Here is a 16480-nt window from a genome sequence, read left to right as displayed (position 1 = left end):
CCCCACTGGCAGCAGCAGCCACGGCCGGTCACTGGTGGCCCCGCAGGTGTTCCAGGTAGCCGGCGAGCTGCTCGGCCGTGGCCGATACAGCCATGACGCCTTGGCCGTTCCAGGCGGCGAAGCCGTCCTCGACGTCGGCCGTGCTCATGCCGATCTGGCCGGCGACGGTGAGGATTTGCAGCCAGATGGCGTCCTCCTGCCCGGCCTGCGGGTTGGGGGTGGGCGACGGGGCAGCGGGCGGAGGTGCTGCCCCGTCGCCGTTCTCGACCGGTGCGGGCGCACCACCGCCAGGGGGGCTGGTGGTGGTGTCTTCCCCGGTGCCCGCACCGGGAGCCTGTTGGGCGTTGTCCAGGGCGTTGCCGATCGGGATGAGCTGGGCTTGGAGTTCGTCGGTGAGGTGCCCGGCCTCTGCTGCGCGGTTCCAGATCTTGCGGACCTCGGCGAGGGTCTTTGCGGCTTTGGCCTCGGCGAGGTAGTCCGGCACCGCCGCAGGGGCGGCGGGTTCGATCGCGGCACGCTCCGGACCCGAGATCGCCGCCCGCGCATGTGGGGCCGCGCCGAGCGCGGTGCGCTCCATGTAGCCCGCCAGCAGCTCACCCGTGGTCACACCCCGCAGGTCGACCCACGGCATCAACCAGTGCTTCGTCTTCCCGTCCACCGTCCGCGACCGCGGCACGATCGACAGCTGGATCGGCACGAGCTGCCGGTCACCGACCGCCTCGCGGATCGAGTCGACGATCCCGGCGATCTCGTCCATGGCGTAGTGCGACCCGGTCTCCATCCGCCACACACCGAGGCCGGGCATCTCCGGCAGTAGCACCTTGAGCCGGGACTTGTTCTCGCAGACGTCGCCCTGGGGCTGCTCGTACCAGTAGTCACCGAACTCGGCCAGGCAGATGCACGGCGACCCGGACAGCTGCTCGGTGGCGCCATTGCACCTGCGCTGGCATCCGCTGCCTTTCCACAGCTCGTACGCCTGCGAGAGCGGGTCACCAGGCGGGAGGATCGCGTCGATCTTGGACGCTTCGGTCTTGACCCGCCACTGCTCGGCGCCGTGCCCTAGCGGCTTCCAGCGTTCCGGTGTGCCGCCCCACTGCTCGGCCGCGACCCGGACGTGTTCCTCCGAGTGCGACGTAACGATCCACGTCTGGGACGCGGCGGGCCGCTTCTTGCCGTTCTTCGCGGCGACTGTCTCGCCGAGCCGCAGCCGGCCCTGCTCGGCCATCTGCCGCTGGCGGTCGATGATCCGGCTACCCATCAGCTTGCCTTCCTCAACGCGCCCCGCCGCGTTACGGGCGGGGCGATCGGCTTGTACGGGATCAGGTCCAGCTCATGCGCGAAATACGCGAGCCGGACCATGCGGCAGAACGCCTCGAACGCGTCCCGCTCCACGAGCGGGGACAGCGGCACGAACGCATACTCGGTCTGCCGAAGGTTCAAGATGGCGGCGCCGACGAACGCGGGCGGGACGTCGACCTCGGTTCCGTCGCGGAGCTGCGCGAACTCCGCGAACCGCAGCCCGGCGAGCTGGAGAATCATGTCGCGGTAGATCTGATAGGCGGGCTTGGTCATCGACGTCTTGATGTCGACCAGCCACAGCCCGGACGGCGTTTCCTGCGCTACCGCCCGGCGCCCTTTGTGTTTGGGATGAGGACGCCCGGTGCCCTCGGGAAACTCAAGGTTGATCCAGAGGTCGGCGGTGCCGGCGTAGCGGTGGGTGTGGTTGACCACCGTGATCTCGACGGCGTCGATGTCACGGTCGATGTCGACGTTGAACTCGTCGAAAAACGTCAGGTACTGCTCGACAAACGGCTCGGCCTCGTCGTCCGCGGGCATCGGTGTGCCGAGGACGTGCGCCTCAGCGCGGTCGTGAACGCGGGTGCCGATATCGGCGCGGCGCTCCCACAGGGTCTTGTAGTGGGCCTTGGCCTCCGCGATGAACTCCTCGAACCGGGCCGGATCGCGGGACAGCGCGACTGCGCGGGGCAGGTTGCGCGCGAAGAACGCGGCGGTTTCCTTCGCGGCGGCGGGCGCGAGGCCCTCGATGTGCCACTGGTTGAGGGCGTTGGTGACGGAGATGTACCGTTCGCCGCGGGTGGGGATGTCGTAGTAGCGGCCCTTGTCGGTCGCGATGGCGAACTTCGGAGCACCCATTAGTGGCCTCCTCGACGTGTGCGGTGGCGGCCGCGTTTGGGGCGTCGCGCCTGGGCGACCAGTGCCGCCGCGGCGCCGATCATCACGGGCAGGCCGCTGATCCACATGGGGCTGGTGAGGGCGCTCATGACGTCGTCCATTCCGGAACCTCGGGGTGGCACTCTGGGCACCACCCGCATCCCTCGTGGTCGCATTCCGCGCAGGGGGTCCGGCGGCAGACGCACGAGGCCGGGCACCTCGGGTCTGTCTCGTCTCGGGGCTCGTCTCCGTCGGTGCCGCCGCGTCCGGCCTCGACGTCAGCGATAAGCCGGGCGATCAGGGGAGTGGACCGAAGCCACGTGACCGGGTCAGCGTCGCGGCGCTGGTCTTCCTCGTGCATCTGCCGCTCGAAGTGGTCCACCGTGGATTCGGTCATGTGGGCTTCTTGGGTTCCAAGCCAGATGGATGCACCCCACTCGTACATGCCGGCCCACCGCTTCGCGCGGCGTTCGGCCCAGGCGATGCAGTTCGCTTTGTACCGGACCGACATCTCGCTGATGTCGTGGCGTACCTGGTTCCGGTCGATCCACATCTCGGCCTGGTGCAGGTAGTAGTAGATAGCCAGGAACCTCTTGCGCTCAGGCATCTTGTCGGTGATCACGCCGGTCACCTCCCTTGCCCGTTGCAGGTGCCGCACACGTCGAACAGCACGTGCCCGCGGACACTGCGGCCGAGCTGACCAGTGCCCTCGCACTCGTCACACGGATCGGTGTCGTGGCAGTCGCACACGCACTCGACTTCCTCGCCGTACCAGGTCTCCCACGACCCGCGGCACTCGTCGTGCTCGTCCTGATCACACGACGGCCCGGTGACCTCGATCAACGCCAGCGCACCCATGTCAGGCCGCCGTTCCCGCCGGGTCCAGGACTGCCGGCTTGTCGACGACCTGCTGATCGCCCCAGACACGGGCGTGGTCGGGGCGGGCGGACGCCGCGACGACGATTCCGGATGCCCACTCGGTGCTCGCGGTGGCATAGTCCGCTGACTGGTGAACACTCACGCCGTCGAACAGCTCGTTCGCGATGCGGTCCACGGCACGACGGTCGTTGCCGTAGTCGAGGGTGACCCTGGGGGGCCGGTCGAGAATGGGGACCTCGGCGACCGTCGCTGTTGTGATGCCGACGAATTCTGGTTCGGGGAGGCCGGCGTGGTGGATCGCGTCGAGGACGCTGGCGGCTACGCGGGTGACGTCGTGAATGAGCATTAGACTGTCCTTTCGGTTCGTGAGGCTCCCCTTGCTCTCCAGGCGGTGGGGGCCTCGCGGCTGTTTATGGGCTGGGTGGGGGTGGGGTTGGTGTCACCCCCATTCCGAGCTGGCATCCGATGAGCAGCACGACACACACGACGAACAGCACTGCGGCGAACACGGCAGCTCGGGGAGCGGCGTAGGGGCCTTGCGTGTCCATGTGTCGGCCGGCGCGGTGTTGGTAGTGGGGGTTGTTGTTTGTGATTGGTGGCGTCATGACGCGATGGCCTGTGGGGTGGCGGGTGTGGCGCGGAGGAATCGACCGTGTAATGCGACGAGTCGATTGATCTCTTGGTCGGTGAGTGGCGTGTCGGAGGCTCCGTCGTCCCATCCGGCTCGAAATGCGTCCTCGGGGGTGCGGCAGAGCGTCATGGGTTCACCTCCGGTGGCCCTCTGGGGTGGGTTTGATGGGGGCCGGTTGTCTGGTGGGCGGTTGTCTGGTGGGCGGTTGTCTGGGGGCCGCTCGTGGGGTCGTGGGTTGTTCATTGGGTGCGCCCGTCCGCGGGGATGCGCTTGAAGAGCACGTTGAGCGGCACTCCGAGGGCGTCGGAAATCCGCATCGCGGAGGTCAGCCCTGGCGCGTCGCCGCGGCGAATGCGGTAGAGCGTGCGTTCTGGGACCCCGGTGAGGGCTGCCTGTTGCGCGACGGTGACCGCTTCTGCCTTGGCGGTGAGCCGGTCGAAGACATCGCGCCGCAGGACTAACCTGTCATCGGTGGCAGTTTCGGGACTGGCCGGAGTGCCATGCATGGCAGTCACGGTAGTCCGCCATTAATGGCGTGTCAAACGTTTCGCGGCCACTTGTCGTTGCAGGCTGACAACGGCTAACCTGCCATGCATGGCAGTATCTAGGGGTCCACGTGACCGGCGTCCACCCGGCAAACCTCGGCGCCACAGGCGGTATTCACTGCCACGTATGGCGGCTGACGGACTGCCACGAGTGGCATATGGTGCCGATATGGCCGATGAACCCAGACCGGCATTCGCTCGTGTGGTAGTAGATGCGCGCACCCGCCGCGGCTGGACGCAAGAAGACTTGGCGCTCGCGAGCGGCATCGGCGAGCGCACGATCTCGCGATGGGAGAAGCGCGGGGCCGAGCCACGCATTGGTCAAATCCGCGCCTTCATCGACGCAACGAATGCCGCGCCCGAGGACATCCTCCGGGCCTTGGATCTCCTGCCGGCCGAGCCGACGTCGCGCATCAGCGACGACCCGGACGAACAAGCGATCTGGAGCCTGGGGGAGCGGCGCGGCTGGCCAGAAGATCTGCGCCGGGACCTGATCGATTTCCTACGGGTCCGTCGGCAGCGGTACAGCGACGGCCAGTCGAGTGACCAAGAGGGCGGTCGAACGGCACGACCAGGGGAGCGGCTAGACGCGCTCTTGGAGGCTCGCCAAGCGCAGGCGGCTGCGGCGGAGGCTCGCATCGACGCGGAACCGGGCGACGAACAGCACGCGCCCCCGGTCAGCTCCTAGCACATAGGTCACTCATGTCACGACTTCGGTAACGATCATGTTTCGGCCACTAATTGAACTCTTGATTTCGATCTTCGTCAGGTGAAACGTACCGCCCATGCAAAAGGGCGGAGATCCCCAGAAAATACCCAGACCGAGGAAAACCACCGAAGACCGAAACGAACTAGACCTGGCGATGCAAAAAGCGGCGGAAGATTTGCCGTGGTGGGAACGCCGGGAATGGATCCGCAGAGTCAACCTCACCAGCAAGGCCATACTTCTAGCCGTACTGGGCTGGATGGTCGACCAGATCCGCGACCACACCGCACGGACGGCCGTCGCCGCATCATTGACCCTCGTCGCAGCCGGTACTACCCAAGTAGCGACCAACCCCAGCGTCGGCGCTCCGACGCACGCTCAGCCGGTCGTGATGATCGCAGCCCCGACCCCCACCACCGAACAGCGGCTCGCACCTGCACCACCCGCACCAACCCCGGCGATCACGACGACCGTGACGCTGGCACCCACGCAAGCGCCAACCCGCGACGACCAACCACGGCCAACGGCGACCGTGACAGTTCCCACCGAACCGCGCGAGAGCGAGCTGGTGGTGTCGGCATCGCCCCCCGATGCCGACGCCACCCCGGAACCGACCGAAACGCCGACATGGCGCATTCCCGAACGCGACTACCAGCTCACCCCGCCACCCATAACCCCAACACCGACCGACAAACCTGAACCGACAACCGCCCCACCAGGAACGCTCAACCCGACACGCACACCGGAGTCAACACCAGAGCCGGCATGTACGCCACTTCCCGAGCGGGTCGGCGTGAGCGGCACCGTGTGCGCACCGCCAATCGAGGTTGACCAGGATCGCCGCTGGACCGAATGCCTCGACCTGGAGCGCGCTATTCACATCCTGCGGTGCCTACGTAACCCTGACGGATGGTTCACCTAGGCGCCGTTGGACAAACGGATCATCCGAACGCTTGCCGGATCGAACCCCGGCCCGCGCCACGTCGCAGGCAACACGATCACTCGAAACAGAGCACGGACAGTCTCAGCACGCACATCGATCGGCTCAGCGTCCCACTGGTCGCGGGTAATCCCGGACATCCGTGCGAGCAATCGTTGCCGCGTCGTGGACACGAGGCGCGCGCGTAGCTCGCGAATCCTGCGATCGAATGACTCAAGGGACGCGGCGACGACCTCGGCGCTAACGTCTGGATGATCAGCGAGCGATCGCAGCGTCGCGAGCGCTTCGTTCTTGCGACGCTCCAGCGTAGCGATTTCGGCGCCGACTCCGGGCTGCTCATCGTCGGCATGCAACGCCTCAACGAAGCCGGGTTCGTTGAGCCGGCGGAGCACCCGGCCGGAGACGTAGGCGTCGAGCCTGTCGACATTGCGGGACACACGTCCTGGGCAGTCCCGGTTCGTGCAGTGGTAAAGCCTGGACGTCACACGGTTGCGTCCGCCAGACGGCTTGGTTCGCAGCTTCCCGCCGCAACGGGAGCATTCAGCGACTCCCGATAAAAGGTACCTCCGTTCGCGGCCGGCGTACCCGTGCTCGGCCGCGGAACGCCGGAGGATCGCCTTGACGTCCTCCCACTCCTCGACGCTGAGCAAGGGTTCCCAGGCCGCCTCGTGCAGCTGCCCGCCGTGTTCAATGAGCCCCGCGATCCGCGGCGACTGCATGAGGTTCTTCAAGGACTTCGGCGTCCAGAGTGCGCCCTGTGAGGTCCGCGAAACCTCGTTCATCCAGGCCACGATTCCGCCCTGGGACTGCCCGGCCATGAGCCGATCCGCCGCCTCGCGGAGTACCGAGGCCTCGCCGGGGACCTGTTGCGTCGTGTCATAGATCGGCTTGCCGGTCTTGCCGGTCTTGCCGGACGGCACGCCCCACCCAAACGGGCGTTTGCCGCCGCCGATGGGCTCACCGCGCTGTGCTCGGGCAGCCCAACCGCGCTTTACTCGGCGGGAGGTGTCGGCTGAGGATCGGCAAGCCTGGGCGGCTTCGATGCGGAGAATGAACCGGTCGTCCTCTGAGTTCAGGTCGCGGGTGCCGGTTACCGATGTCAGCGGCAGGCGTCGATCATCGGCCAGCTTGAGCAGCAGCTCTAGGTCCCATGGTTGCCTGATGAGCCGGTCGCCGTGGTAGACGATGATGCCGTCGATCCTCCCGGCTTCAATGTCGGCTAGCATGCGTTCCCACTGCGGCCGCTTCCGGTTCCGCTGCCAGGCGGAGCGTGAATTGTCGGGGTAGATGTCCGCGACGGGCCAGCCGAGGCGCGCCGCGAGTTCCCGGCAGTCCGCCTCTTGTCGCTCCACCTTTTCGAGGGATCCGTCGGGAGCGTAGGAAAGGCGACAGTAGATCGCGGCGGCTCGTGGCGGCATCGGCGCAGGTTCCCTCGGGTCGTCGGACCGGACGTCACTCACAGTAGTGTAGGTGCCATCTTGACATTGGGGGAGACCATCTCCTGGCCGCGGACCTCACCGACCACCAGGCGGTCCGGACGCATCCGTAGTGCCTGCCGGACGAGGTCGTCCAGCCCGACGTGTCCGGCGCCTTCGACGTTGGCCGACCGGCCTTCCAACCGGACCACGTGTGGATGGTCGGGCCGCAACTCGCCGGAGTCTTCGACCAGCACGATGCGCTCGCGGTGATCGGCCTGCGACAACAGGCTCTGCAGAACGGTTGTCTTGCCGGTGCCCGTCCCGCCTGTGACGAGGAACGCCAGCCGGGCCTGGACGATCGCCCGCAGCCAGGGCGCGAGCTCGCCCGGAACGCTGCCGCGGGTGACGAGTTCGTCCAGGCCGAAGGTGATCCGCGCCGGAACGCGCAGCGAGATCAGGGGACCATGAGGAGCGATGGGCGGCAACACGGCGTGGAGCCGCACCCCGCTGGGTAGGCGAGCGTCGACGAACGGCACCGCGTCGTCCAAGCGCCGCCCGGCAGCCGCGGCGAGCCGCTGGGCCAGGCGGCGGACGGCGGGCGGATCACGAAAGCGTACGGACACCCGCTCCGGGCCGTGTCCGCGGTCGACCCACGTTCCCTCCGTGCCGTTGACCAGAACGTCGGTGACACTGCTGTCGTGTAGGAACGGCTCCAGGGGCCCGGCACCGGAAATCTCGGCCCGCAGCGAGTCGGTCACCTCCAGCACCGCGGCGTCGCCGAGAGTGGCCCCGGCGGTGCGCAGGGCGGCCGCTACCCGTGCGGGAGTGACCTCTTCCGCGGACGCCGCCAGGCGCGCCCGCACCTGATCGAGAAGTCGCTCGGGCACCAATGTGTGAACGGTCATGCCGCGCTGGCCGGATGATCGTTGAGGAGCATGTCCAGGAGTTGGCCGCATGCCATGCCGAGCGGGCTGCGTTCGCGAAGACCGGGTGTCTCCCCGCGGTCGAGTTGTTCGGTAAGCCGTCGTTCGGCCCCCATGTGCAGCGCAAGTGGCAACCCAAGCGCGGTAGCGACGTCTGAACCGTCCAGGCCGGCGTGCGAGGGGCCTCGGCTGACAACCCGAACGTCATGGGCGACCGTAGTCAGGGCGGCCGCTACCCGGGACGCGGCCGCGACGGCTCGGACCTCGGCAGGGACGACGAGCACGACGGTGGAGCATACGGATAGTGCTTCTTCGGTGGTGTGGTCGAGGGTGCGGGGGAGATCGAGGACCACGAGGTCGCATCCGCGCCGGGCCGCGGCGAGCACGACCCGTGCGGACTCCGCGGGCACAGCGAGGAGGTCGCCACGGTCCCACGACAGCACAGTGAGCCCGTGCCGGCCCGGCAGTTCGGTCTGTAGGGCGCGGGCGCTGAGCCGGCCCCGGCTGCCCACCAGGTCCGGCCACCGGACACCGGAGGCATCCTCGGCGCCGAGCACGAGGTCGAGCCCTCCTCCCAAAGGGTCGAGGTCGATCAGCATGACCGCGAGACCGCGCCGGCAGCCGGTGACGGACAAGGCCGTGGCCAGCACCGAGGCGCCGGCGCCGCCACGACCACCGACGACGCCGACGACGCACGCGTTGGCGGTCTCGCCTTCGGTGGCGTCGGCCAGCCGGTCGGTCAGCCATGGTTCGTCGGCCGGGAAATGCAGGACACGTTCCGCTCCGAGTGCTACCCCGCGCCGCCAGACAGCGGGGTCGTCGGCGGTCCGGCCGATGAGATACACGTCGTGCCGGCGGGTGGGGGTGAGGCGGGTGAGGCCCTCCGCTTGGTCGTCGCCGATGATGACGACGGGAGCGGTTGGCCAGGCCGATCTGGCCGTACTCGGGTCCGACGCGACGTCGACCTCTGCGCCGGCCGCCGCGGCCAGCCTCAGTAGATCATCGAGAAGGTCGTCGTCCGCGGTGATCAGCAGCGGTCGGGGCCTCGCCGGTGACACGGCACGCTTCGGCCGCGGACCCTGGCTTGGTAGGTGGATCACGGACACCTCCGGATCGGGAATGGGAACGGTATCCACGATGGCCAGCGGCATGACCGTCCCGCCAGACCCAGATTGCGGCTTGTGGATAACCAACGTCCGGAGGGACGTGGACTGTGGATAGACCCGTGTGCGGGCATTGCCGTGGGCGCGCACGTAAGGGCGCGGCCCCCGCCGGGTGGGAGGACGGGGGCCGCGCGGACTCGGTCAGGGGGGTGGACCGAGTCGCGGCGGCGAGGGGGTGCCGCCGGGGCCATCCTGCCCCATACCGACGGCGCCGAAACACCGAACCCCATAGATTCTTGGTGTTGAATTCGTGGCAAGAGTCACGCCGCGTCGTGCCGAACCGGGTGAACCCATATGCTCGATGTTGTGGACAACGAAGCCCACTCAGCCCGAAGTGGATCACCTCACATGACCCAAACCGGTACGGACCAATCGGCCCGGCGAACCGCTGCGTTCTTCGACCTTGACAAGACCGTCATCGCCAAGTCGAGCACGCTGGCCTTCTCTAGAAGTTTCTACCAGGGCGGGCTGATCAACCGCCGCGCGGTGTTGCGGAGTGCTTACGCTCAGTTCGTCTACCTCGTCGGCGGCGCCGATCACGACCAAATGGAGCGCATGCGCGAGTACCTATCCGGTCTCGTGACCGGCTGGGACGTGCAGACCGTCAAAGACATCGTCGCCGAGACGCTGCACACCATCGTCGACCCGATCGTGTATGACGAAGCCATCACGCTTGTCGAGGAGCATCACCTGGCCCGGCGTGACGTCGTCGTGGTGTCGTCCAGCGGAACCGAGGTCGTCGAGCCGATCGGCGAGATGCTCGGCGCGGACCGGATCGTCGCCACCCAGATGGCCGTCGAGGACGGCAAGTTCACCGGCGAGATCGACTTCTACGCATATGCGGAGAACAAAGCTGAGGCGATCCGGAAGATGGCCGCAGACGACGGCTACGACCTCACCCGCAGCTATGCCTACTCCGATTCCGTCACCGATCTCCCCATGCTGGAGGCGGTCGGCCACCCGTACGTGGTTAACCCGGACCGAGCCTTGCGGAAGATCGCGGCGGAGCGCGGTTGGCCGGTCTTGATGTTCTCCAAGCCGGTTGCGCTGCGGCAACGTGGTTCTTCGATTCGTGAAGCGCCGAAACCGGCCATCGCGGCCGCGGCTATCGGTGCTGGAGCGGCCGCCGCTGGCCTGGCGTGGTACGCCGTGCGCCGCCGTGGTCGTTGACCGGGTGGGCGGCGCCCTGGGGAGTCAGCCTCGGGTGATGCCGTACACCATCAGGTCGTGGGCGATGACGAGGCGGCCCCGATAGCCGCTGGCACGCGCTTCGTCGACGAAAGCCTGCTCGTCCGCGACGGAGTGTGGCGCCGGCAACAGATGAGTCAAGATCACATCGTTCAAGCTGAGTTCATGGGCGAGTTCACCAACTGATCCCGCGCTTGCGTTCCACTCCAGCGACCGCGCGGGGACGAGGTCGCTGCGCAAAGCTTCGTGCACCAGCACGTCGGTACCGGCCGCCAGCCCGGCGATGCCGTCGCAGACCGCGGTGTCGCCGCTGACGACGACGCTACGTCCGTCGGCCTCGATCCGATAGCCGACGGCAGCTTCGATCGGATGGTGGTCGACGAGTGCCGCGCTCACCAGCCAGCCGGCGTCATGCCATACCACCTCCGGCGAGCTGTCGGCGCGGAATGTGTTGACCGTTATCGCCGGCCGCTTCGGCGACGATGGTCCGACTTGAGCATGGAACGCCTGGTCCTCGAAGGAATCGAGGCAACTCGTCGCGTAGCGTGCCGACGGACCGTTCGCAGCGACGACCGTGAGCGGATTGGGGGCGCCGGCCACCCAACGTGTGATGGCCAAGGTGGCGAGATCGCTCACGTGATCGCTGTGATGGTGCGTGATCAAGACCGCGTGGAGCGATGGAAGGTCCAATCCGGCTTGTAGGGCCCGCTGGGTCACCCCGCGACCACAGTCGACGAGAACCCATGCGCCGCCCCTGGTCACTGCCGTACCTGACCCGCATCGGGTGGGGTCCGGCATCGGTGTCCCGGTGCCGAGCAGAATCAACTGAACCATGCCCCATTGTGACTGGTCACGAGGTAGGCGTTGTCTGGTACGCCAGACCCTCTGGTGGCTGAGCTCTGGTCCCGGCCAAGCTTGTCGGAAGAGCTGTCGCGATATATCGTCTAAATATCGCGACAGCTTGAGTTGTAAGGCGGGAGAGAATGATGACTCGTGCTACGTACTCGGCCCGAGGGCCACGGACATGGGGCAAACATGGGTCGTGCGGCGGCCCGGTTGGAGAGTGGATGTCGATGATGTCGGGTAAGGGTGACGCCAGGTTCGGCGGCTTCGGGCCCTGGGCCGTCTTCGGGTCCCCGCCGCCCTGGGCCGGCCATGGGCGAGGGCCCCGCGGCTACGGCCGCGGCCCCAAAGCCCGGCGCGGCGACATCCGGGCGGCCATCCTCAGCGTGCTGGCCGAGCAGGCGATGAACGGCTACCAGATCATCCAAGAGATCGCTGAACGCAGCCGAGGCGCCTGGAAACCGAGCCCTGGTTCCATCTATCCGACGCTGCAACAGCTGGAGGATGAGGGCTTGGTGCGGGCGGCCGAACACGCCGGACGACGCGCATTCGAGCTCACCGACGAAGGCCGGGCTTACGTCGAGTCTCACCCAGACGAGATCGCCGCGCCCTGGAAGGTCTTCAGCCAGGCCGACGACCAAGACGAGCATGATCTCCAGCCACTCATCGCGCAAGCGGCTGCCGCCATGTGGCAGATCATGGCCACCGGGAGCACCGATCAGCAGGCGCGCGCCCGCGAGGTGCTCGCCGACATGCGGCGCCGTCTGTACGGCATTCTGGCCGACGGCGACGATACCGACGAGGACGCCGACGGAGGTGGGCGGTGATGGCATCCGAGGGTTCGCTGCGCATCGGTGACGCCGAACGCGACACAGCAGCTGCCGCCCTCGGCGAGCACTATGCGGCGGGGCGGCTGACCAAAGCCGAGTACGACGACCGACTGGAAACGATCTGGAAGGCGCGCTTCGGCACCGACCTGCAACCCGCTTTCGCGGACTTGCCGAGCACTCATCCAGTTGCGCCGGCCGGTACATCGGGTCGTACCGAGCGCACCGCCTCCGGTCGGGTGGCCCCGGCCCGCACCCGTCCTCGCTCAGCGCGGCCGCGCTGGTCCGCCCCGGTGCTGGTCATCGGCTTCCTGGCGGTGGCCTTCGTGGCTTTGCAGGGTGCGCCATGGTTGGCCTTGATCGCGTTCTGGTTCCTCGCCTGTGGTGGATTCGGCCACCGGCACCGACACATCCACCGTCATGGCCATCATCACGCCTGACATCCGAGCCCGGTGCGTCGCGCCGGATGTGACCCCATAAGCTCGGTGGCCGTGGACGATCCCCTCGCACGCGTCGCTGCCCTCGACGGAGTCGGGACGGCTGCCGCCCATGCTCGTGACGCGATCGACGCGTTGCTCCGGCACCGGGTGATGCGTCGCCAGGCAGCCCGCCTGGCAGCGGAATCGGCGGTTCGTGGCGCTCGTGCCTCGGCCGGACTCGATGGTGCCGACGTCGACGATGTCAGCGACGCCCGCGTGCAAGGTGCGCTGCGAGCTGTAGCGGATGTCCCCGAGTTGGCCCGGCTCTGGGAACACTCGCCACATCAGGCGCTGGCGCGGCTGCACGTGTTGGCCGCGCGCGACCTGGTCGCCGACGCCGATCGGCTCGGCCGGCCACGCCCGGATGCCGACACCGCCCGGCTCGATCAGATCCTGCGCCTATCCACCGCACGGACGGACGCCCCCGGGGTAGTGGTCGCGGCGATCGTCCACGCCGAGTTGGTGGCCGTCGGCGTGTTCGGCGTGGCTGATGGGATCGTCGCGCGGGCAGCGGAACGGGTGATCCTGGTGGCGAGAGGGGTCGATACGAAGGCGGTCAGCGTCCCCGAAGCTGGACACCAGGCGTTGGTGTTGGCCTACCTGCCGCTGCTTGAGGCCTACCGGTCGGGCACGCCGGACGGCGTCGGGGCATGGGTGCGGCACTGTGCCGAGGCTTATGCCCGGGGTGCCGACGTGGGACTCTCCCTGGCGGAAGAGATCACCGACGCCTGATCACCGGCGAGCTGGCAGCACACACGCGAGCCTAACCCCCCGTGTGCACCTGATCTCCGTTTTGTCACCTGATCTTTTTCTGTGGGGCGATCAGGTGTGCCAACGGCGGACGACGGCGCGGTGTGGTGCATCTGATCGCCTCCACCATGCGGACGCGCGGCGATCAGATGCGTCACCGCGGCCTGCCGGTCAGTTGATGCATCTGATCGTCACGCCCGATGACGACCGCGCGGGATGCGAACAACGACGAGTCTCCCCACCACCAACAACACGAGCGCAACATCCCCGGCCGGACCCCCGGGGTGACTGGGCCCGCCCACCGGACCTCCAATGACCGACCCACTCGCCGAACCCGACTCGCCAGACCCGCCACCGATCCGCTGACCGGACACCTGCTGCCGATCAGATGCACAACCCGCCCCAAAAACGCCGATCGTGCATCTGATCGCCACGCGTCCACATCACGGGACGCGATCAGATGCACCACACCGCGCCGTCGTCCGCCGTTGGCACACCTGATCGCCCCACAGAAAAAGATCAGGTGACAAAACGGAGATCAGGTGCACACACGGGGTGGGAGGGAGCGGACACACAGTCGCCACATGCGAGCGGCGCCCCGTAAGGAGCGCCGCCGCTGACACGTGCCGGTCGGGCTACCAAGCGTGCATTCACGTCTGTCGCCTCGGCTGGCCCGGAACGACTGCCCGTACATGGGCTGATCGCCGCGTGGGTACCCGCCGGCCGTGCTGTGGACCTATCCGGTCCGCTACCTCCTTGATATCCGATACCCGCAGGTTAGGCCAAGGAGAACGCGTAGATCTTTACACTCGGCGCCAAGCGGGCGAGAGCTCGCCGGGGCTGACCGACGTCCGCCGGGCCGTTGGACCCGAAGCCCAGCATCCGGAGCCTGATGGCCCGCAGGCCTCAGGGCCCGCAGACCTCAGCGCCCAGCCGACCGATCTGGATGAGGATCCGCTCCGGGACCCCGAGGTTTTGTAGGCGGGTCGCGGACCCGCCGGATTGGGCTCGGACATGGAAACCCAACTGCGCTTCCGTCAACGTCTCGAACTCGGCGCAGTCGACGAGTGTCCATTCGGTGACGAGTTGCCCTTGAGTGGACTCGCCTATGGGTACGGCGACGGGTAGGTCCGGTGCGGACACCTCGAACCCTGGGACGACTGCTCCAATCCGGTGGATCTCGGTGGCGTGGGTCGCCGAGAACTCGGAAAAGTGGTGACCGTCCATATGAAGCTCGACCCACAGCGTCGCGTTCTCTACGTCGAGTTCAAGTACGACGACGTCGTCTATGTACAGGTCTGGATGTTCGTAATCGCGGGGTGTGCAGACCGAGTCCCATACAAAGTGCCGCCAGTCATAGGCGTAGGGAAACTCGACGGGGGTGGTCGTCGACGTTGAACCGCTTCGTACCTGGGCGCTGGCGCTCAAGGTGCTGGCTGCCTGGTCGTCCAACAACTCGGTGCAGTCCGGCATGATGTGCGAGCTGATGGTGATCCAAGTGCCTGGTTGAGCTGTTCTGGGAGCTGGGTCATTGACTTGCTCCCAGCCGGCGACGTCCACCGAGACGATCTCGATCTCGCGTTGGCTGGCGTTGAACACCTGATACAACGCTCGCAACGGCCCGCCGTCGCCGGGATCCTGCGGGGGGAACTGGACGTCTAGGGCCCCGCCCACGAGCTCGATCCGGGACTGCTGGAGGGCGTCATGGCGGGCATTGGTTCCGACCACGCCGATGGCGGCCCCGATGGCGAGCGCTACGCCGAGTCCGATCCACCGTTGCCAGGACCGTGACCCGGCGACGTGGCCGGTGTGGTGAAGGTCGCCGGACGGGGCATCCTCGATGTTCAGCCGCAGCGGCGGGAGGTGAGCGTCGTCGTCTCCGCGAGCGCCGGTCTCGCTAGCGGCGCCTGCCGACGATGCTGTCGACCTGCCGCGGCGACGGTACCCCGGACGCCTCATAGGGCCCAGTGTGCCTTCTAGAGTGCCGGTTCGACAGTGGCGATCAACGTCGTTGGCACCGAACACCCCGAGCGACGTGGAGCGCACGGTATCGTCTGGTGGCGTGAGAGACGATCATCATCGGCAGTTGGCTTCCTCGTTCGGCTCGGTGGCCGATGTCTATGAGAGATCCCGCCCCGGATATCCGCTCGAGGCTGTGCGATGGCTGGTCGGTGAACGTCCGGCACGTGTTCTCGATCTAGGGGCCGGTACGGGCAAGCTGACTCGGACGTTGTTGGACGCGGGGCACGACGTCGTTGCCGTCGACCCGTCGGAGCCGATGTTGGCGCATCTGTCCGCTGCGTCGCCGAGCGCTGATGTGAAGGTCGGTACGGCCGAGGCGATCCCGGTGCCCGATGCCGATGTCGACGTCGTCGTGGTGGCGCAGGCGTTCCATTGGTTCGACCACGATGTCGCGTTGCCCGAAATCGCCCGGGTCCTCAAACCCGGCGGGTGGCTGGCGCTGGTCTGGAATTTCCGCGACGCCTCGGTGCCCTGGGTTGACGAGCTGTGGACCATGATCAACCCGGAGGAGCCGCAGCGCATCGATTACACCGATGTGACGGAGGGGACGGCGTTGGGTGCCAGCGAGTGGTTCGGTCCGGTCGAGTCAGCTACTTTCCAGCACTCCCAGCAGCTCGGCGGACAGGGCCTGCTCGACCTGGTGACGTCGCGCTCGTATGTGGCGATTCAGTCTCCGGAGGAGCGCGCGCCGCTGCTGGATGCCGTCCGGGCGGTCTATGCCCGGCAGGCGACGGCCGACGGTGTTGTGTTGCCTTATGTCACCTACTGCTTCCGGGCGCCGGTGGTCCGGTGACCCTTGTCGCCCGCCCAGGTTGGTGGAGGGTGGGTGCCGTCTCACAACGTGGAACTGAGACGATCAGATGACAAAATGGTCCCGCTTCACCGCTGCCCTGGCTCGTCTCGTTCCTCGTGCGTCCGAGGTGAGGGACGGGTCTTGCCGTGGGCACAGGTGCATGGTGAGCTAGTGGCGCGGACATCCGGGCCGCGACACTAG

General features: G+C 67.3%; 19 protein-coding genes. 7 read left to right on the top strand and 12 right to left on the bottom strand.

Annotated elements, in window-relative coordinates; translation table 11 throughout:
• Positions 1-28 precede the first annotated feature (28 nt).
• The 7 genes from G8760_RS00205 to G8760_RS00175 form a co-directional block, all read right to left on the bottom strand.
• Positions 29-1258: a recombination directionality factor gene (locus tag G8760_RS00205; RefSeq protein WP_166344963.1), complete on the bottom strand. Its 1230-nt coding sequence runs from the start codon at positions 1256-1258 to the stop codon at positions 29-31.
• On the bottom strand, positions 1258-2154 hold the full coding sequence (locus tag G8760_RS00200) for a hypothetical protein (RefSeq protein WP_166344960.1): 897 nt from the start codon (positions 2152-2154) through the stop codon (positions 1258-1260). The genes G8760_RS00205 and G8760_RS00200 overlap by 1 nt, the downstream gene beginning before the upstream one ends.
• 124 nt (positions 2155-2278) lie before the next feature.
• Positions 2279-2794: a hypothetical protein gene (locus tag G8760_RS00195; RefSeq protein WP_166344957.1), complete on the bottom strand. Its 516-nt coding sequence runs from the start codon at positions 2792-2794 to the stop codon at positions 2279-2281.
• Between the two features lie 5 nt (positions 2795-2799).
• Entirely contained in the window at positions 2800-3030 is a 231-nt protein-coding gene (locus tag G8760_RS00190; protein ID WP_166344954.1) for a hypothetical protein, read from the bottom strand.
• 1 nt (position 3031) lies between these two features.
• The gene (locus G8760_RS00185; protein ID WP_166344951.1) at positions 3032-3397 is read right to left on the bottom strand and encodes a hypothetical protein; all 366 of its coding nucleotides are present in this window, start codon (positions 3395-3397) and stop codon (positions 3032-3034) included.
• A gap of 255 nt (positions 3398-3652) precedes the next feature.
• Entirely contained in the window at positions 3653-3811 is a 159-nt protein-coding gene (locus G8760_RS00180; protein WP_166344948.1) for a hypothetical protein, read from the bottom strand.
• A 110-nt stretch (positions 3812-3921) separates the two neighbouring features.
• A complete protein-coding gene (locus G8760_RS00175; protein WP_166344945.1) occupies positions 3922-4188 on the bottom strand; it encodes a helix-turn-helix domain-containing protein in 267 nt (88 codons plus the stop codon).
• A 208-nt stretch (positions 4189-4396) separates the two neighbouring features.
• Here G8760_RS00175 and G8760_RS00170 point away from each other — a divergent pair, with 208 nt between their 5' ends.
• Positions 4397-4915 carry a helix-turn-helix transcriptional regulator gene (locus G8760_RS00170; RefSeq protein WP_166344940.1) on the top strand — a complete coding sequence of 173 codons (519 nt, stop codon included), beginning with the start codon at positions 4397-4399 and terminating at the stop codon, positions 4913-4915.
• Between the two features lie 175 nt (positions 4916-5090).
• Entirely contained in the window at positions 5091-5855 is a 765-nt protein-coding gene (locus G8760_RS00165; RefSeq protein WP_166344937.1) for a hypothetical protein, read from the top strand.
• Here G8760_RS00165 and G8760_RS00160 read toward each other — a convergent pair.
• Genes G8760_RS00160 through ssd form a run of 3 tightly spaced genes read right to left on the bottom strand, consistent with a single transcriptional unit; the run spans position 5852 to position 9350 of the window.
• Entirely contained in the window at positions 5852-7291 is a 1440-nt protein-coding gene (locus G8760_RS00160) for a recombinase family protein (RefSeq protein WP_166344934.1), read from the bottom strand. The genes G8760_RS00165 and G8760_RS00160 overlap by 4 nt on opposite strands.
• A 38-nt stretch (positions 7292-7329) precedes the next feature.
• Positions 7330-8196, bottom strand: a complete 867-nt coding sequence (locus tag G8760_RS00155) for a TadA family conjugal transfer-associated ATPase (RefSeq protein WP_166344931.1) — start codon at positions 8194-8196, stop codon at positions 7330-7332.
• Positions 8193-9350, bottom strand: a complete 1158-nt coding sequence (gene ssd / locus G8760_RS00150) for a septum site-determining protein Ssd (protein ID WP_207781874.1) — start codon at positions 9348-9350, stop codon at positions 8193-8195. The genes G8760_RS00155 and ssd overlap by 4 nt, the downstream gene beginning before the upstream one ends.
• Before the next feature lie 375 nt (positions 9351-9725).
• Here ssd and G8760_RS00145 point away from each other — a divergent pair, with 375 nt between their 5' ends.
• Entirely contained in the window at positions 9726-10547 is an 822-nt protein-coding gene (locus tag G8760_RS00145; RefSeq protein WP_207781873.1) for an HAD family hydrolase, read from the top strand.
• A gap of 24 nt (positions 10548-10571) precedes the next feature.
• On the opposite strand, the gene G8760_RS00140 is transcribed toward G8760_RS00145, so the two are convergent.
• Complete coding sequence (locus G8760_RS00140; protein WP_166344922.1) at positions 10572-11399, bottom strand: MBL fold metallo-hydrolase; 828 nt, start codon at positions 11397-11399, stop codon at positions 10572-10574.
• 233 nt (positions 11400-11632) lie between these two features.
• Here G8760_RS00140 and G8760_RS00135 point away from each other — a divergent pair, with 233 nt between their 5' ends.
• From G8760_RS00135 to G8760_RS00125, 3 genes are read left to right on the top strand one after another with little or no spacing between them, the layout of a single operon-like run.
• Complete coding sequence (locus tag G8760_RS00135; RefSeq protein WP_207781872.1) at positions 11633-12235, top strand: PadR family transcriptional regulator; 603 nt, start codon at positions 11633-11635, stop codon at positions 12233-12235.
• On the top strand, positions 12235-12675 hold the full coding sequence (locus G8760_RS00130; protein WP_166344916.1) for a DUF1707 SHOCT-like domain-containing protein: 441 nt from the start codon (positions 12235-12237) through the stop codon (positions 12673-12675). Before G8760_RS00135 ends, G8760_RS00130 begins: the two co-directional genes overlap by 1 nt.
• Before the next feature lie 51 nt (positions 12676-12726).
• Positions 12727-13446 (top strand): Fic family protein, encoded by a 720-nt coding sequence (locus G8760_RS00125; protein WP_207781871.1) that lies wholly within the window; start codon positions 12727-12729, stop codon positions 13444-13446.
• Between the two features lie 924 nt (positions 13447-14370).
• Here G8760_RS00125 and G8760_RS00120 read toward each other — a convergent pair.
• Positions 14371-15423, bottom strand: a complete 1053-nt coding sequence (locus G8760_RS00120; RefSeq protein WP_166344910.1) for a hypothetical protein — start codon at positions 15421-15423, stop codon at positions 14371-14373.
• 103 nt (positions 15424-15526) lie between these two features.
• Between G8760_RS00120 and G8760_RS00115 the strand changes: the two genes are divergently transcribed.
• The gene (locus G8760_RS00115) at positions 15527-16279 is read left to right on the top strand and encodes a class I SAM-dependent methyltransferase (protein WP_166344907.1); all 753 of its coding nucleotides are present in this window, start codon (positions 15527-15529) and stop codon (positions 16277-16279) included.
• Positions 16280-16480: the final 201 nt, after the last annotated feature.

The organism is Phytoactinopolyspora limicola (assembly GCF_011320225.1).
Classification (GTDB): domain Bacteria; phylum Actinomycetota; class Actinomycetes; order Jiangellales; family Jiangellaceae; genus Phytoactinopolyspora; species Phytoactinopolyspora limicola.
This window is presented reverse-complemented; position numbering and strand designations above follow the sequence as displayed.

Excerpts from the sequence above, each read along its gene's own strand:
- G8760_RS00155 (WP_166344931.1), bottom strand. The coding sequence starts at position 8,196 with ATGACCGTTCACACATTGGTGCCCGAGCGACTTCTCGATCAGGTGCGG.
- G8760_RS00205 (WP_166344963.1), bottom strand. The coding sequence starts at position 1,258 with ATGGGTAGCCGGATCATCGACCGCCAGCGGCAGATGGCCGAGCAGGGC.
- G8760_RS00170 (WP_166344940.1), top strand. The coding sequence starts at position 4,397 with ATGGCCGATGAACCCAGACCGGCATTCGCTCGTGTGGTAGTAGATGCG.
- G8760_RS00130 (WP_166344916.1), top strand. The coding sequence starts at position 12,235 with ATGGCATCCGAGGGTTCGCTGCGCATCGGTGACGCCGAACGCGACACA.
- G8760_RS00200 (WP_166344960.1), bottom strand. The coding sequence starts at position 2,154 with ATGGGTGCTCCGAAGTTCGCCATCGCGACCGACAAGGGCCGCTACTAC.
- G8760_RS00185 (WP_166344951.1), bottom strand. The coding sequence starts at position 3,397 with ATGCTCATTCACGACGTCACCCGCGTAGCCGCCAGCGTCCTCGACGCG.
- G8760_RS00180 (WP_166344948.1), bottom strand. The coding sequence starts at position 3,811 with ATGACGCTCTGCCGCACCCCCGAGGACGCATTTCGAGCCGGATGGGAC.
- G8760_RS00135 (WP_207781872.1), top strand. The coding sequence starts at position 11,633 with ATGTCGATGATGTCGGGTAAGGGTGACGCCAGGTTCGGCGGCTTCGGG.
- G8760_RS00175 (WP_166344945.1), bottom strand. The coding sequence starts at position 4,188 with ATGCATGGCACTCCGGCCAGTCCCGAAACTGCCACCGATGACAGGTTA.
- G8760_RS00145 (WP_207781873.1), top strand. The coding sequence starts at position 9,726 with ATGACCCAAACCGGTACGGACCAATCGGCCCGGCGAACCGCTGCGTTC.
- G8760_RS00140 (WP_166344922.1), bottom strand. The coding sequence starts at position 11,399 with ATGGTTCAGTTGATTCTGCTCGGCACCGGGACACCGATGCCGGACCCC.
- G8760_RS00120 (WP_166344910.1), bottom strand. The coding sequence starts at position 15,423 with ATGAGGCGTCCGGGGTACCGTCGCCGCGGCAGGTCGACAGCATCGTCG.
- G8760_RS00160 (WP_166344934.1), bottom strand. The coding sequence starts at position 7,291 with ATGCCGCCACGAGCCGCCGCGATCTACTGTCGCCTTTCCTACGCTCCC.
- G8760_RS00190 (WP_166344954.1), bottom strand. The coding sequence starts at position 3,030 with ATGGGTGCGCTGGCGTTGATCGAGGTCACCGGGCCGTCGTGTGATCAG.
- G8760_RS00165 (WP_166344937.1), top strand. The coding sequence starts at position 5,091 with ATGCAAAAAGCGGCGGAAGATTTGCCGTGGTGGGAACGCCGGGAATGG.